Origin of the sequence: Caballeronia sp. LZ029, from assembly GCF_031451275.1 — a bacterium.
Lineage (GTDB): Bacteria > Pseudomonadota > Gammaproteobacteria > Burkholderiales > Burkholderiaceae > Caballeronia > Caballeronia jiangsuensis.
The window spans coordinates 1,133,240-1,148,572 of record NZ_JARUXO010000001.1 but is presented as its reverse complement, the minus strand read 5'-3'; the positions used below and the strand labels follow the sequence as shown (position 1 = coordinate 1,148,572).

Genomic DNA, 15,333 nt, shown 5'->3' with positions numbered 1-15,333 from the left:
AACGACCTAGTGTAGGGGCCGCGCATCGCCCGATTCAACGTTTCTTTGCCTTAAAACTCGCCCTTTTAGTGGGCTTCCGCACGGCCCGCGAACCCTTTTTTTGCCGACCGTGCGCCGTGCGAAAATGGCCAGACCAGAAACGGCGTTTTTCCTTGCATCGAACGACAACTATGAGCTCACACGATTGCCCGCGCCCGCTCGTGCGCGACGCCGCGCCCGGGGACTTCGACGCCATCGCGCGCATCTATGCGCACTATGTCGAACACGCGCTCGCGACTTTCGAGGAGATCGCCCCGTCCGTCGACGACATGCGCGCGCGTCACGCGGCGATCGCGGCGGCGGGCCTGCCCTATCTCGTCGCCGAACTCGATGGCCGGCTGGCGGGCTATGCGTACGCGTCGGCTTACCGGCCGCGCTCGGCTTACCGCCATACGATCGAAGATTCGGTCTATGTCGCCGAGGGTTTCGGCCGCAGCGGCATCGGCCTCGCGCTGCTCACGGCGCTCATCGAGCGATGCGAACGCGGACCGTGGCGGCAGATGATCGCGGTGATCGGCAACAGCGGCAACGCCGGATCGATCGCGCTGCACGCGCGGCTCGGCTTCGAGCATGTCGGCGTTTTGCGCGATGTCGGCTTCAAGCACGGACGATGGGTCGATACGGTGCTGATGCAGCGCGCGCTGAACACGGCCTCGGACACCGCCGCATAAGCGGGCGCGCCGAGCGGCTATGATTCGACATTTGCCTTCCGCGCATTTTCGCTTTGCCAACGTACACCCTCGCCTCTCCCGTCAGCGCCGAAATCGACATCCGCAAGAGCCGTTTCATCGCGCTCGCCCTGCCCGTCGCGAACCGCGATGAAGCCATGCGCGAACTCGAACGCCTGCGCGCCGAGCATCCGGCTGCGACGCACGTTTGCTGGGCGCTGCTCGCGGGCGGTCAGTCGGGCATGTCCGACGACGGCGAGCCCTCCGGCACCGCCGGCCGGCCGATTCTCGAAGTGCTGCGCCATCACGAAGTCGATGGCGTGCTGGCCGCCGTCGTGCGCTACTACGGCGGCATCAAGCTGGGCGCGGGCGGGCTCGTGCGCGCCTATACCGACGCGATCGCCAGCGCGATGCAACTGGCCGAGCGCATCGAACGCATCGAGCGCGGGTTGATCGGCATCGAAATCGACTACGCCGACGAAGCGCGCGTGCGCCGCTGGATCGAGCAGCACGATGCCGAACTCGTGCAAAGCGAATACAGGATGAGCGTGCGCCTGGTGGTGCGCATGCCCGCCGTGGCGCGCGAGCCCGCCGCCGCCGAACTGCGCGATCTCACCCATGGCCGCGCGGCTGTCGAGGTGAAAGCGTGAGCGACGACGCGCCGCGCGCCTTCGCGATGGTCATCGAGCCGGGCGGGCACTTCGTCGCGGTAAGGGACGGCGTCACGCTCCTCGAAGCTGCGTTGCAGGCGGGTCTGTCGCTGCCGCGATCGTGCCGCAACGGCACCTGCCGCGCGTGCATGTGCAGGCTCGTCGATGGCGAGATCGCGTATCGCATCGAGTGGCCCGGACTCACCGCCGAGGAAAAGACCGAGGGATGGATTTTGCCGTGCGTCGCGCTCGCCCGATCGGACGTGACCATCGACCAGCCCGACGCGCGCGAGGCCACGCCCGATTCGCGGCCTGTCCGTTCGCGCGGGTTCTGAACCCGGGTATTTCGGGATTGTCGTCTCGATTCAACGACCTACGATGTGATTCCCGAGTCCGCGTGTACGGGTTTTCGTACAAACTGCGTGCAGGCCGACTCTCAAAAAGTGTACAATTGCGTTTTGCCCTAAATTCTGGCAGGGCCAGATCAACCGAGATTTCAATGACTAAAGTACTGTTGAAAGAGAACGAGCCTTTCGACGTCGCCATGCGTCGTTTTCGCCGTACCGTCGAACGCACGGGCCTGATTCAAGAGCTCAAGTCGCGCATGGCCTATGAAAAGCCGACCACCGAGCGCAAGCGCAAGAAAGCTGCTGCTGTCGCTCGTCTGCGCAAGCAGATCCGTCGCGCACAATTGCCGAAGAAATTCTATTGAGCGACGCAGGGCATCGCGCCCTCGTCCGTCCTGACAGGACCGGCATCGCAGCCTGAGATCGATCGGGTCGCGGTTTCGCGCGCAGGTCGCGTGAAAGCTCGCGGATTCGCGCACTTTGAGTTGCGCCCCAATCGATACGAGTTGGCAAGATCGCACAAAGCCTGCATGAGTGAAAGCTCATGCAGGCTTTTCGTGCTTGGCGACGCGCTTTTTTGATTGAGAGATCGGGTGCGCCTCCTGTCGATATAAGGAAGAAACAAGGAAAGCGCGCGCAGAAAAGCAAAGAGCCCGGATTAACCGGGCTCTTTGCTTGAAGATTTGGTTGCGGGGGTAGGATTTGAACCTACGACCTTCGGGTTATGAGCCCGACGAGCTGCCAGACTGCTCCACCCCGCGTCTGAAGAATTAAATTATAGACCGAAGTATTCGTCGAAGTCAAACGTTGTTTGTACTCAACGCCGACACCGACTGTGCGCGCCCCTTCGCGCCGGCATTTACAGCCTGGTCCACCGCGCGCTGATGCGCCCGCGACAGCTTGCCGAGCACGGGCAGAAGCGCCATTGCGACCGCCGCTCCGCCCGCCGCGAGCCAGCCGAGCCCGAAAAACAGATGCGTATAAAGCGGCAGCGATTGCAGCGGTTCGAGATTCCCCGACGGCAGCCGCGCAAAGTTGGCCACGACGCTGCCGAGATACTGCGACACACCCGTCGCGACGAAATATGCGCCCATCATGAAGCCGCTCATGCGGACGGGAACGTAACGCGCGATCATCGCGAGGCCGAGGCCCGACACGAGCAGTTCACCGAGCGAATAAAGGCCGTAGCCCGCCACCATGAACCACGACGACACACGCCCTTCCACCGCGTATCGTCCGCTCAGACCGAACACGAAGAAGCCGATCGCCACGACGACGAAGCCCAGCGCGTACTTCGCCGCCACGGGAATATCGCGGCCGCGACGCGCCTGTCGCGTGTAGACGAACGCGAGGATCGGGCTCAGCAGCATGATCCAGATCGGGTTGAGCGCCTGAAACTGCGCCGCGCTCCACGTGAAAAGCTCCGCGCCGCCGATCGAGAACGACGGATCGACGTTGCGCAGCGCGAACAGCGTGAGCGACGTCGACATCTGCTGATAGAACACGAAGAACAGGATGACCTGGAGCGTCAGGATCAGCGCGGCGACGAGGCCGGCGCGCTCGCTGCGGTCGCATTTCGTGAGCATGTAGCCGAAGATCGCGAGAATCGCGACGCCCGCCGCATAGACGCACGCGACGGCCACCGCCTTGTGCTGCAGGATGAACACGGTCGAGGCGGCAAGCGCGATGCCGCCCGCCGCCACCGCGAACGCGTGTTTCCAGCAAATGGGCGCATCGTCGGGTGCGGAGCCGATGTGCGCGAGCGTGCGGCGCATCAGCGCGAAATTGAGCAAGCCGAGCACCATGCCGCCGCAGCACACGGCGAACGCGGCGTGCCAGCCCCAGTGATCCTTGATCCACGGCGTCGCCAGCATCGAGAAGGTCGAGCCGATATTCACCGCCATGTAGTAGATCGTGAACGCGCTGTCGATGCGCGCGTCGTCGCCCTCGTAAATGCGGCGCACGAGATTCGCCGCATTCGATTTGAAAAGCCCGTTGCCGACGACGATCACACCGAGCGACGCGTACATGAAACCGAGCGTGTCGATGGGCAGCGCGAGCATCAGATAGCCGAGCGCGAGCACGATCGCGCCGGCGGTCATGGTGCGGCGCGTGCCGAGCACCTTGTCGCCGATCCAGCCGCCGATCGACGGCGCCGAAAACACGAGCGCCGTGAACGCGCCCCAGGTGAGGTTGGCGTGGTCATCGGCGAAACCGATCTTGTCGACCATGAACAGGACGAGCAGCGCGGCCATTCCGTAATAGCCAAAGCGCTCCCACATTTCGATCAGAAAGACGGTCGTGAACGAGCGCGTCTGCGAGGTGCCGGACGAGTGAGTAAGCATCGGAGAAGATCCTTCAGACAACGATAAGCGAATCGGCGCAATTCAAGATGCCGGACGCAAGCAGTGACGAAACGAGCGAGTCGCACGGATTGCACGGATTACGCGCGTGCGATTATCCGTGGACGACGCGCGTGATTATCGCAAATTGCAGGCAAAGTCCTGCTTGCGGTCAACAGATGCGGCGCAAAGCGTTATCGGAGAAGGAGCGGGAGACAGACGCGCGACGCGGCATCGTCGGGCGTGCGGAGCTTTGAACTTTCATTGAACTTCCATTTTCCTGACCGAAATCTCGCGTATGGCGAGAATGCGATCGTTGCGGATTCGAACGCGCAGAAGGATCGCTTCCGTGCGTGTCAGTTGATATAAGCGAATCGCAAGCTTATTGCGATTCGCGAGTGCCGCATTTTGTTGTCATTTGTGTTTCGGGTCACTCGGGGATAGCCCTAAAGACTTAATGCGCCGTCATTCCCCATGACTCAATGTAATAATCCGCGCGATTAACGCGATATCGATATCGCCGGTTCAGGTCGCAGGCCGGCGGACGAAAGCCAGCATCACGCCGAACCCGATCATGAGCGCCCCGCTCACGCGATTGAACCAGGTAAAGCCGCGCGCGCCGCGCGACAGCGAACCCAGGCGCGCGCCCAACGCGGCATAGATGACGATCGCCACCAGTTCGAGCAGCAGGAAAGTCGCGCCGAGAATCGCGAAGCTGGTCGCGTACGCGCCGCGGTCGACGAATTGCGGAAAGAATGCCGTGAACACGAGTATCGCCTTCGGATTTCCGGCGGCGACCCAGAACTCCTGCTTGGTGAGCCGTGCGAGGCTCACGGGGCCGCGCGCCGCGGCCTTCTCCTCGATGACCAGCGACGGGCCCGAGCGCAGCAGCTTCACGCCGATCCAGACGAGATAAGCCGCGCCGGCCAGCTTGATCGCGGTGAAGAGCGTCTGCGACGCCAGCAGCAGCGCGCCGAGCCCCAGTCCCGCGATGGCGATCATGATCGCGAACGCGACGATCCGTCCCGACGACGCCAGCACCGACGCGCGCACGCCATCGCGCGCGCCGTTCGAGAGCGACAGCACGTTGTTCGGTCCGAAAGCCATATTGATGGCGAAGCACGCGGGCAGAAAAATCGAGAAGGTCTGGAGCGACATGTGACACCTGCTGGCCAGCGGAAAGTAGACCGCTAACTTAGCACGCGCACGACGCCCTCAGAAGTGTCAGAAACGATGACGGATGCCCGTGCCCAGCATCAGTTGATTGCGGCCGCTCGACGGATCGTTGGTATTGATCACCGCCGGCGCGCCCGCCGACGCGCGCTGATAGATCGATTCGAGATACACATCCGTGCGCTTGGACAGCAGATAGTCGACCTGCAGCGCGCCCTCGTGCCAGTGCGCGCCGCCGCCGTTGGTGTACACGTACATCCCCGACAACTGGATGGCCGGCGTCAGCTTGTAGATGCCGTTGATCTCGTAATTGTTGAGCGCGAGCGACGGCAGGAGGTTGCCGCTATCGGCGTCGGTGACACCGGAGTTGATCGCGCGGGAAAACGCGCCGCCGAGCGTGAATTCGCCGAGCTCGTAGCTCACGCCGACGCCGAACGTGTTCTGCTGCTGCACGTTCGCGTTGAAGACCGTATTGCCCGAGCCGGGAAGCGCGAGCGAGTCGTATGCGCCGCTAGTCGTGTTGCCGCGCCCGTTGTTATGCAGGTAGGCCGCGCCTGCATTGAACGAGCCGGCCGCATAGTTCGCCCCGACGCTGTACGCGCGGTTATCCGAAAACGCGCCCGCTTCGTTGGAGAACGCGTAGAGTCCGCCGAAGCTGAAGCCGCCGTAGTTCGCGCTGGTGTACTTGACGGAGTTCGAGGCAAGGAACGAGTTATTGGCGTTGTCGTTGTCCAGCACGTGCGCGAACGCGGTGCCGCCCGTGTTGCCGGTGAGCGTGAAGGTCTGAAAATAGTCGTGAATCGAATCGTACTGGCGGCCGAACGTAACCGTACCGAGCGTATCCGTGCCGATGCCGACATACACCGGATGATCGTTGAGCCCTTCGCCCGTCGCGACCGACAGGCCGCGCTCGAGTCGAAAGATCGCGCGCGCGCCGCCGCCCAGATCCTCCGAACCCTGCAAACCCCAGTAGCTGCCGTCGACGGTGCCGCTCGTCAGCCGATACTGCGAATGGCCGCCTACGTTGCTGGTGTAGGCGAGGCCCGTGTCGAGCTCGCCGTAGAGCTGCACCGAACTTTGCGCCCAGGCTGCCGCCGGCAAGCCGATGAGCGTCGCGCATACCGCCATCGAAAACGTCAGCGAACGCGTGTCGGGCGCGACGGCATCGCCCGCCCCGGAAATCGACGGCACAGCTCGGGACGCTTTGGCGCGGTTCGGCATGGAAGGCTCCGGCGATTCTTGTTTGAAGAGGATTGTCAATTTTGTGAAGCCGTTTGTCAGTCAGAAAAAGGCCGCCGCTCGCTCCTGTGTCCTGGAACCAACGAACGACCGTTTTCCGCACGTTTTCATGTTGCGCGATCGTGGAGACTGGGCGTAGCCGACACGCGGCCGTGCTTGGCCGTAGAATCGGGACGACTTCAGCCAACCCGATCATGCCCATGTCCCATCAGACTCGCGCCATCCTCACCGGTCACACTCGCGGACTCGGTGCCGCGCTCGCGGAGCTTCTGCTCGCGCAAGGCGCCGACGTGCTCGCGATCTCCCGAAAGCGCAACGACGAACTCGCTGCGCGCTACCCCGGCCGCTTGCACGAAATCGAACTGGATCTCTCCGATCTGACGAAGCTCACCGAATGGCTGTCGGGCGAAGCGTTGTCCGGCTTCGTTTCCGGTGCGGCGCGCGTGCTGCTCGTGAACAACGCCGGGATGCTGGCGCCGGTCGGCAGTCTCGCGGTTCAGGAACCGGCTGCCGTCGCGCGGGCGGTCAGCGTGAACGTCGCGGCTCCGCTGATGCTCGCGGCGGCCGTGGTCCGTGCGACCGCGCCGGCGACAGATACGCGCATCGTCCATATTTCCAGCGGCGCCGCACGCAACGCCTATCCCGGCTGGAGCATCTACTGCGCGACCAAGGCGGCGCTCGATCATCACGCGCGCGCGGTCGCACTCGACGGCGATCGCGCGCTGCGCATCTGTAGCGTCGCGCCGGGCGTCGTCGACACCGAAATGCAGGCCGAAATCCGCGGGACGGAACTCGAACGCTTTCCGCTGCGTGAACGCTTCGACGCGCTCAAACGCGATGGCCAACTCGCGACGCCCGAACAGTCGGCGCAAAAGGTCGTCGACTATCTGTTGAGCGATGCATTCGGCGACGCGCCAACGGCGGACGTCCGCGATTTGAAATGACCGAACGGATTATTGAAGCCAGCGGCTTATGAATGCCTTATGGCTCGCGTGGGCCGCGTCAGGCCGCTTCGACCGTCGCTCGCGCAGAATCGAGCGCTTCGCGCGACAGGGCGTCCGCGCGGACGTTGCGAGCACGCGGGATCCATTGCAGCCGTACATCACCGATCCGCGCAATGAGCGCACGGACGCGCGCGGCATGATGCGCGAGTGAGCGGATGCCTGCGCCGTCCAGCGCGCCGGCGTCGTCGATCACCACGCGGCTGTCGCCGTAGATCACCGCATCCGTGACGCCTGCGCGCTCCGCCGCCTCGAGCACCGCGATGAGCGCGAGATATTCGGCCGCGCTGCTGTCGCCCGTGCCCGCGGTGACGCTGATCTCGACGGTCTCTCCCAGCGGCCCGATCAACACGCCGCCGATCCCGAGCCGGCCCGGATTCGGCAGCGCGGAGCCGTCGAACCAGCCGCGCCATCCGTGGGTGTCGATCTCGGTATTGCGCTTCGTGCGATTCGCACGCTCGGCGCGCCGGCGTTCGCGCGAACGCAGCGCGTCGGCGTGTCGGGTTTGCGCGGCGCGGCGCGCATCGACCAGATCGCGCAAGGATTGCCCCGCCGCCGCCTTTTCCAGTGTCCTGACGAGCGCCACATGTTCGGAAATCGCCGCGCCTTTGGCGAGCCGCCGGCTCTGGGCGCACTCCTTCTTGTACGCAACCGCAAGCAGTTCCTCGAAAGCGATCATGGATGTCGACGGGATTGAACGAATCCCGAGCTTAGCAGACGTCCGTGACGCGTCATGGTACGACCGTTGCTGATTGAAATGCATCCCCATAACCAGTCAGGGAGCGGATCATGATTGAATCGACGGAGCCGTCTTCGGCAGGCGCGAAGATCGTTGGCAAGGGCGCGGCGACGGCCGCGGGCCCAGGACCCGATGTCATGGCGGCGAGCACGCTCGACGGCAATTCGGTGATGAGCAGCGACGGCCATGACGTCGGCTCGCTGAAGGAAATCATGCTCGACGTGACGAGCGGACGCGTCGCGTATGCGGTGCTGTCGAGCGGCGGCTTTCTCGGCATCGGCGACAAGCTGCTGGCCGTGCCGTGGAGCGCGCTCACGCTCGATACCGACAACCGCTGCTTCCGCCTCGACGCGACCGCCGAGCAGGTGCGCAATTCGCCGGGCTTCGACAAGGATTCGTGGCCGTCGATGGCCGACCGCGTCTGGGCGAGCACCGTGCATCAGCATTACGGACGCGAGCCGTACTGGTCGAGTGATCGCGCGAGCGACGTCGGCCCGAGCGGCGCGATCCCGCCAAGCGGCGTGGATGCGCCCGAAGCAGGCGGGGTGAAGCTATAAGCAAAAGGAGATTGCCGCCGAACGGCGGCCAAGACGCCGCGAACGGCGTGCGAGCGATCAGTCGCGGCGACGCTCGCCGACTTGAACGTCGGTGTTTTCGGTTTCGCCCATCAGCGCGCGCAGGACATCGCCCGCGAAGTCCTCGATGGCGAAGTGCCATTCGAGCGAGCCGACCGGGAAGTCGTTCGGACTGCACTTGCCCTGCGCACGTCGGATCGCGCCGACCGAGAGGCTCAGCGCGCGTGCGTGCTGAAAGTGCGGGTCGTCCGAGTCGAGGAACGGGAATTGATCTTTATCCATGACACCCTTAACGGTCCCGGCCGACAAAACTTTAGGCCAGCCTCGAACACGCAATCGTTTGCGCAGATTCGAGCTTGAACGCACCATGCAACCCTACCGAAATCTTGCCGGCAACTCCGGGGTCGAAGCCTTCGACATCCTGCGCGACGGCATCAAGGTGCGCTTTGTCAGCGGCGGGACATACTTGTATGACTATCGCGTGCCCGGTCGCGCGCGTGTCGAGGAAATGAAGCAGCTCGCCCGCGCCGGACGCGGGCTGAGCACATATATTGCGAAGTTCGGTGCGGAGTATGCCGAAAAAATCGACTAGCTGCCCGAAGGGGCGATTCTACGCGAGATCGAAAAGTTTTCTTCGGACGAATAAATGTGACGTCATCGCAATGACGGCAGGTGCGGCACGCTCTCGTTTACCGTGGATTCGAGTTGATGAAGCTGGCGGCGCAGCTTGTTCAGTTGCGCCTGCGCGGCGGCGCGGCGCCCTTCGAGTTGCGCCAATGCCTTGCGAACTTCCTGCTGTTTCAGCGCGACCTCCTGATCGTGATCGCCGCCTCGATTGAGGTCGACACGCACGCGCTCGATCTGCGCTTCCGATTCCGCTATGAGACGCGAAAACTGCTCGTTCTGCGCCTCGAGATGCGCGCGCCGCATTTCGGCGTCGGCGAGTCGCATCGCCTGTTCGACGTAATGTCGGAACGCCGGCTCGGCTGCATCAATGTCGCCGGCCTTGAGCACGCGCCAGATCGCACCCTCGTGATACAGCACGGCGTAGTAGACAAGATCACGCGGATAGAACAGCAAACTCGCAGAATAGCCGAAGCTCTGAAACGTGCGAAACGTCGAGAGCACGCCTTGCTGAAGGAGCCAGTCGACCTCCGTGAGTTGCGCGGCTTGCAGCCCCTGCTTGCCTGATTGCTGCACCGGCACCGCGGCGGGCCGCAGCGGCGTTACGCGCGTCGAAGCGTGCGTTGCCGGGGCTTCGTCGTTTTCGGGTTCATTTTCGGCGTGAATTTCAGGCACGACGAAACGGACTGGATTGTGCGCTTTCTGGCGCACGAGAAACGATGGTGCATTGTCGAGCAAGCTCCCTCTTCTGCTCAGCAGGCTTTTCACGATGGCTCCCTGCGGATCCTTTTTAGGACCAGCGATCATGCAGTGGCATTGGCGGAAAACAGGACCGCAACATACGCTATTCGAATTTCCTGAAATGCAGAACGCGATTATTCTGCATGACGAACGACGTCCATTCGTTCTTGATCAAATAAGCTGTCGAATCAAGTATAGGCGAGACGTTCGATGTTTCAAACGAAGCGAAAGAACGCCGATGCGGTAAGCGGATTCCACAAGAAATACGGCACAAAAAATAACGATATGAAAATCAGAACACGCCGATTGAAATTATCGAAACGTCAGGAGTGGCGATAAGACGCTTGTGTCCCGCTGATTCTCATCTTTGCGATCTGGGCGGAGCGCGCTTTCGACATCAGCGCGACCATGCGCATGATTCTAACGCCCTGCACTCCGCAGGCGTATCCCGGTGTATTGGCGACGCGCGATTCGAGCATGCGCATCGCGCCATGCAGATCGGCGACCGGCGAAGGAACGTCGACGCCGGGATTCGCCACGAGAGGCATTTGCACCGGCGCACGCGGAGCATGGTGTCCTTGCTGATCGATTGCGAAGAAGTCCGACAGAGCCGCAGGCGTTTCGACTTGCTGCGGGTCTTTGTCGCGATTCTGAAAAAAATCGTGAATCGATTCGAGGTATTGCACCGGGGCTTGCTCGACGCGCCGCGCGACCGCCGCACAGCGCTGCAGTTTCCAGTTTTCCCGCTGGCTGGCCGATGCGATCAAATCCGCGATGCTCGCGCGCAACTCCGCTTCCCGGCGCGCGATCAGTCCATCCAGCATGCGCGCTTCTTCACCCGACTGTTCGGGCGAACGATCGCGCCATGCCAATAATTCATTCAGTGAGATCGACATGAAAATACTCCGTGGCGTTCAGCCCTTTTGAGTCGGATTCAGACAATTCGCGGTTGTTTGGATCGCGAATTGTAATGGCCCGCGCTCGTGATGGCCTATCGAATATGCTATCCGTTTATCGACCGTTTATCGTCGTTTCAGATACAAATAAGGACAATCCTAATCCGCATCAGTGCGGCACGTTCGATGCTGACAAGCCTGTAAGCGGCGCGACCGGCGCCGGTTCCAAGGAGACGGATATGAAGACCCCGATCATGATTGCCGGAGCGCTCCTCGCGCTCTCCAGTACGGTCGCACTCTCGCAGGAGATGTCGCGCGATCAGTTGATGCAGCGCCAGCAGCAAATGCAGCCAGGCAAGAACGAGCCGATGCCCGCTCCGCGCACGGGCGATGCCTCTCAGGGCGGCGTACAGTCCGGCACGTCCGGCAGCGGCACGCTCATGCAGCAACGCGAGCAAGGCATGTCGCCGAATCAGTCGCAAGGTTCCCAATCGACCGGAACGATCAAGCAGTAACTCGCACGGTTTCGTCCACGACGCCGGCCACGCGCCGGCGTTTTTTCGGAATCCCGAGGTCGCCACGGACAGCCGATAGTTCGTACAGTTAAAGGGGCGCTTCCTTAGTCATACAAACGTCACTCGCCACTCGTAATAATGCGCGGGGACAATTCGAAGCCGACAGGAAGCGAAATGAAGCTTGCACGAACGCATCGTAGGCACTCCATTGCGGCGCGCGCCGCGCTCGCTTTTTCATTCGCGCTCGCGGCCTGTCACGGCGACGGCGCTTCAGCCCCTCCGCCAGCCGCCACGACACCCACCGCGTTCTCCACGCTCGACGGTCAGATGCCGCTTGTCATCGGCCATCGCGGGTTGCCGGGCCTGCGCCCCGAAGAAACGCAGCCGTCCTACGAACTCGCCGCCGACAGCGGCGCCGACGCGCTCGAAGAAGACCTGCATCTGTCGAAGGATTGCGTGCTCGTCGCGCGGCATAATCCGTGGCTTTCGGATAACACCAATATCGCCGATGTGGCGAAGACGAACCCGGCGGTGGCGGCGAGAAAGCGCACCGTGCCCGGCGTGCTCGTCGACGTGAAGTGGCAGTCCACGCCCGACACGGGACCGTCGCGATATCTCACGGACCTGACCAACCCGGCCGATCCGAAGTCGGTGCTGAAATCGCTGGTCGTCGATGGCGAGGATCACACGGGCGACTGGTCGATCACCGACTTCACCGCCGCCGAACTCGGCACGCTCCTCGGCGGCACGACCTACGACGCCGCGAACGAGCGCCCCACCGAGTTCAACGGCAAGTTCCCGATCCTCACGTTTCAGCAGATCATCGATATTGCGAAGGCGAAGAGCGCGTCGACCGGGCGCGCGATCGCCGTGTATCCCGAGACGAAGAACCCGACCTGGAACAACGCCCAGGCGATCGCGAATGGCTGCGGCGCGCCGGGCAGTCATCCGCTCGAAGACGCGCTCATCAGGATTCTGAACGACAACGGCCTCAACACCCGCAACGCGCCCCTGTTCGTGCAGAGCTTCGAGCCGGGCAGTCTCCAGTACATGCGCACGCATGGTCTGAACACGAAGGTCGTGCAACTGATCGACGGCTACGACATCGATTTCCGCACCGGCGCGGTGATCTATAACGAAATCACCGACAGCCGGCCGTTCGACTGGACCGTCGCCGGCGATCCGCGCTGGTTCGACGCGATGCTCACGCCTTCGGGACTCGCGCAGATCAAGACCTATGCCGATGGCATCGGCCCGTGGAAACCGCAGATCGTGCCGGTCAGGATTTCGCCCTTCCCCGCCACCAATCCGGACGGCACGCCGTTCACCGGCTCGACTCCGCAGGCGGCTACGCAAACCCCGACCAGCGTCATCAGCGATGCGCACAAGGCCGGGCTCTTCGTGCACGTATTCACGTTCCGCAACGAGAAGAAGTATCTCGCGGCCAGCTACAACGGCGATCCGGCGGGCGAATATCTGCAGTTCTTCAGGCTCGGCGTCGACGGCGTGTTCACCGACTTCGCCAACACCGGCTTCGCGTCCCGCACGGCTTATCTGCGCGAACTCGGCCGCTAGGCTCGCTCACGCTTCGCTTCATCCATCGAAAGGAGAGCTTCATGGTTCGCGCTCGTGCATGTGCCTTGTCGTTTGCGTTGTCCGCGTTGACTGTCGCGTGTTCGTCCGCGTGGGCGGGCGTCGATCTCATCGCGATCGGCCAGTTGAGCGGCAACGCCGCCGATCGCTCGAAAGCGACCTCCGCTCCGCTCGAAAACGGCGCGCCGGGCAATCTGCTCGGCGGCCTCGGCTCGGGCCTCGCGTATGCCGGCTGCGACACGTTCGTCGCCGTGCCCGACCGCGGTCCCAACGCGATCTCTTATAACAAGGCCATCGACGACACCGCGTCGTACATCAATCGCTTTCAGACGCTGATCCTGCGCCTCGAAGCCGGCGCGCGAGGCGGCAAGCTGCTCTATACGCTCGATCCGAAGCTCGTCGATACGACGCTGCTCCACGCGCGCGAACCGCTCGTCTATGGCGACGGCGCTGCCGCAAACGTCGGCAACGGCGCGCCCGCGCTGAACGCGTCGAATCACACGCACTACTTCACGGGCCGCTCGGACAACTTCACGCCGACGCAGCCCTCCACCTATGCGCGCGATGCCCGCTTCGATCCGGAAAGCATCCGCGTGGCGCGCGACGGCGCGAGCGTCTTCATCTCCGACGAGTACGGCCCCTACATCTATCGATTCGACCGGCGCACGGGCGAGCGCATCGCGGCCTATCGCGTGCCGGCGTCGTTCGCAGTGACGACGCTCTCGCCGATCGGCAACGACGAGATCAGCGAGAACACCTCGGGCCGCGTCGCGAACAAGGGCATGGAAGGCCTCGCGATCGCACCGGACGGCGACACGCTCTTCGGCGCGATGCAAAGCCCGCTACTGCAGGACGGCGGCACGAACGGCGCCTACACGCGCATCCTGCGCATCGATCTGCGCACGGGCAAGACGACGCAATACGCGTATCCGCTCACCAACATGGGCACCGCCGACGCGCCCAACTATCCGACGATCAGCGATATCGTCGCGGTGAACGATCACGAGCTGCTGCTCGACGAACGCGACGGCAAGGGACTCGGCGACAACTCGACCGCGAAGATCAAGCGCGTGTATCGCGTCGATATCGACGGCGCGCAGGACGTGAGCCAGACGAGCGGAGAAAGCGGCCTTGCGCCCTACGCGCTCGCGAAGACGCTCTTTCTCGATGTCGTCAGCGTGTTGAACGCGCACGGCATCGCATCGACGGACATTCCCGCGAAGCTCGAAAGTCTCGCGTTCGGGCCGGACGTGCGCGTCGGCGGCGTGCTCAAACACACGCTTTTCATCGCCAACGACAACGACTTCGTCGGCACCGTGACGGACACGAATCATCCGAACGGCATCGACAATCCGAATCAGTTCTTCGTGTTCGCGATCGACGCCGCCGATCTGCCGGACTATGTCGCGCAACGTCTGCCCGGCGCGCAGGGCCGCGACGACAAGGCCTGCCGGTCCGATCGGAATGACCATGATCGCGATGATCACGATCACGGGCATGGTCACGGCAAGTAGGCTTGTCCACAGTTTCGGTGGACAAGCGTGTAGATAACTCGCGCGCCGTGGGCATGTCACCTTGATGCGACGCGCGTTCGGGAAACGCGCGCACGCGGCCCGCACGCGCATAAACCGTATATACTGTTTTCTCCACACACGCGAGGAGAGAACGGATGAGCACACCGCAAGTCAAGGCGCCGACCAAGAAGGCGTTCCATTTCCCGAAGGGCGCCGCTGACAAGGCCGAGGCCCCCGCGAAGGCCGACGACAAGGCAGGCAAGAAGACGCAAACCAAGGCGGCCGCTCCGACACCGAAGACCCGGACGAAGGCGGCGGCCCCGGCCACGACGAAAAAGACCGCGAAGAAACCGGCCGCGAAGACGGCTTCGGTCGAAGCCGCCGCGGTTGCGAAGAAGACCTCGAAGACTGTCGCGAGCCAGCCCAAGGCGGACGCGAAAACCCGGCGCGTGAAGAAGGAAAAGGTCGTGCGCGACAGCTTCACGATGCCCAAGTCGGACTACGCGAAGATCGCCTCCCTCAAGGAGAAGTGCCAAAAGAATGGCGTGCGCGTGAAGAAGAGCGAACTGCTGCGCGCCGCGCTCGCGATGCTCGACGCCGCGCCCGAGAAGCGTCTCGTCGAAGCGATCAAGGCGCTCGAAACGGTCAAGACCGGCCGCCCCGCGAACGCCTGAACG

The 15,333-nt window shown here is 63.1% G+C and carries 18 protein-coding genes and 1 tRNA gene; 11 read left to right on the top strand and 8 right to left on the bottom strand.

The annotated features are described in order from the left end of the window. Positions 1-170: 170 nt before the first annotated feature. The 4 genes from QCE73_RS05425 to rpsU all read left to right on the top strand — a co-directional run bounded on the left by QCE73_RS05425 (position 171) and on the right by rpsU (position 2,069). Entirely contained in the window at positions 171-710 is a 540-nt protein-coding gene (locus QCE73_RS05425; protein ID WP_309880119.1) for an N-acetyltransferase family protein, read from the top strand. Between the two features lie 53 nt (positions 711-763). After that, on the top strand, positions 764-1,357 hold the full coding sequence (locus QCE73_RS05420; RefSeq protein ID WP_309880117.1) for a YigZ family protein: 594 nt from the start codon (positions 764-766) through the stop codon (positions 1,355-1,357). A gap of 26 nt (positions 1,358-1,383) precedes the next feature. After that, a complete protein-coding gene (locus QCE73_RS05415; RefSeq protein ID WP_309881913.1) occupies positions 1,384-1,692 on the top strand; it encodes a 2Fe-2S iron-sulfur cluster-binding protein in 309 nt (102 codons plus the stop codon). A 164-nt stretch (positions 1,693-1,856) separates the two neighbouring features. Continuing rightward, the gene (gene rpsU, locus QCE73_RS05410) at positions 1,857-2,069 is read left to right on the top strand and encodes a 30S ribosomal protein S21 (protein WP_006999077.1); all 213 of its coding nucleotides are present in this window, start codon (positions 1,857-1,859) and stop codon (positions 2,067-2,069) included. A gap of 319 nt (positions 2,070-2,388) precedes the next feature. Here rpsU and QCE73_RS05405 read toward each other — a convergent pair. The 4 genes from QCE73_RS05405 to QCE73_RS05390 form a co-directional block, all read right to left on the bottom strand. Next, positions 2,389-2,465: transfer RNA gene (locus tag QCE73_RS05405), tRNA-Met, on the bottom strand. A gap of 39 nt (positions 2,466-2,504) precedes the next feature. After that, positions 2,505-4,049, bottom strand: coding sequence for an oligopeptide:H+ symporter (locus tag QCE73_RS05400; RefSeq protein WP_309880115.1), 1,545 nt, complete (start codon positions 4,047-4,049; stop codon positions 2,505-2,507). A gap of 522 nt (positions 4,050-4,571) precedes the next feature. Beyond that, on the bottom strand, positions 4,572-5,204 hold the full coding sequence (locus tag QCE73_RS05395; protein WP_309880114.1) for a LysE family translocator: 633 nt from the start codon (positions 5,202-5,204) through the stop codon (positions 4,572-4,574). Between the two features lie 66 nt (positions 5,205-5,270). Then, complete coding sequence (locus tag QCE73_RS05390) at positions 5,271-6,347, bottom strand: porin (RefSeq protein WP_035503543.1); 1,077 nt, start codon at positions 6,345-6,347, stop codon at positions 5,271-5,273. Positions 6,348-6,652: 305 nt separating this feature from the next. Here QCE73_RS05390 and QCE73_RS05385 point away from each other — a divergent pair, with 305 nt between their 5' ends. After that, positions 6,653-7,402, top strand: coding sequence for an SDR family oxidoreductase (locus tag QCE73_RS05385; protein ID WP_404989731.1), 750 nt, complete (start codon positions 6,653-6,655; stop codon positions 7,400-7,402). Between the two features lie 58 nt (positions 7,403-7,460). Here the strand turns inward: QCE73_RS05385 and QCE73_RS05380 are convergent, their stop codons facing one another. Further along, positions 7,461-8,138 (bottom strand): ribonuclease HI family protein, encoded by a 678-nt coding sequence (locus tag QCE73_RS05380; RefSeq protein ID WP_309880112.1) that lies wholly within the window; start codon positions 8,136-8,138, stop codon positions 7,461-7,463. Between the two features lie 110 nt (positions 8,139-8,248). Between QCE73_RS05380 and QCE73_RS05375 the strand changes: the two genes are divergently transcribed. Next, a complete protein-coding gene (locus QCE73_RS05375; protein ID WP_035503356.1) occupies positions 8,249-8,755 on the top strand; it encodes a PRC-barrel domain-containing protein in 507 nt (168 codons plus the stop codon). A 57-nt stretch (positions 8,756-8,812) separates the two neighbouring features. Here QCE73_RS05375 and QCE73_RS05370 read toward each other — a convergent pair whose 3' ends face one another. Next, positions 8,813-9,055 (bottom strand): hypothetical protein, encoded by a 243-nt coding sequence (locus QCE73_RS05370; protein ID WP_035503355.1) that lies wholly within the window; start codon positions 9,053-9,055, stop codon positions 8,813-8,815. 85 nt (positions 9,056-9,140) lie between these two features. Here QCE73_RS05370 and QCE73_RS05365 point away from each other — a divergent pair, with 85 nt between their 5' ends. Further along, positions 9,141-9,365 carry a hypothetical protein gene (locus QCE73_RS05365; protein ID WP_035503354.1) on the top strand — a complete coding sequence of 75 codons (225 nt, stop codon included), beginning with the start codon at positions 9,141-9,143 and terminating at the stop codon, positions 9,363-9,365. Positions 9,366-9,427: 62 nt separating this feature from the next. On the opposite strand, the gene QCE73_RS05360 is transcribed toward QCE73_RS05365, so the two are convergent. Both QCE73_RS05360 and QCE73_RS05355 read right to left on the bottom strand, forming a co-directional pair. Then, positions 9,428-10,135 carry a DUF2968 domain-containing protein gene (locus QCE73_RS05360; RefSeq protein WP_309880110.1) on the bottom strand — a complete coding sequence of 236 codons (708 nt, stop codon included), beginning with the start codon at positions 10,133-10,135 and terminating at the stop codon, positions 9,428-9,430. Positions 10,136-10,461: 326 nt separating this feature from the next. Further along, the gene (locus QCE73_RS05355) at positions 10,462-11,034 is read right to left on the bottom strand and encodes a hypothetical protein (RefSeq protein ID WP_309880108.1); all 573 of its coding nucleotides are present in this window, start codon (positions 11,032-11,034) and stop codon (positions 10,462-10,464) included. Positions 11,035-11,273: 239 nt separating this feature from the next. Here QCE73_RS05355 and QCE73_RS05350 point away from each other — a divergent pair, with 239 nt between their 5' ends. From QCE73_RS05350 to QCE73_RS05335, 4 genes are all read left to right on the top strand, one after another. Then, positions 11,274-11,549, top strand: coding sequence for a hypothetical protein (locus QCE73_RS05350; protein ID WP_238210337.1), 276 nt, complete (start codon positions 11,274-11,276; stop codon positions 11,547-11,549). 174 nt (positions 11,550-11,723) lie between these two features. After that, positions 11,724-13,124, top strand: coding sequence for a glycerophosphodiester phosphodiesterase family protein (locus QCE73_RS05345; RefSeq protein WP_309880107.1), 1,401 nt, complete (start codon positions 11,724-11,726; stop codon positions 13,122-13,124). A gap of 41 nt (positions 13,125-13,165) precedes the next feature. After that, the gene (locus QCE73_RS05340; protein WP_309880105.1) at positions 13,166-14,656 is read left to right on the top strand and encodes an esterase-like activity of phytase family protein; all 1,491 of its coding nucleotides are present in this window, start codon (positions 13,166-13,168) and stop codon (positions 14,654-14,656) included. 155 nt (positions 14,657-14,811) lie between these two features. Further along, the gene (locus QCE73_RS05335) at positions 14,812-15,330 is read left to right on the top strand and encodes a hypothetical protein (RefSeq protein ID WP_309880104.1); all 519 of its coding nucleotides are present in this window, start codon (positions 14,812-14,814) and stop codon (positions 15,328-15,330) included. The last annotated feature ends 3 nt before the right edge of the window (positions 15,331-15,333 follow it).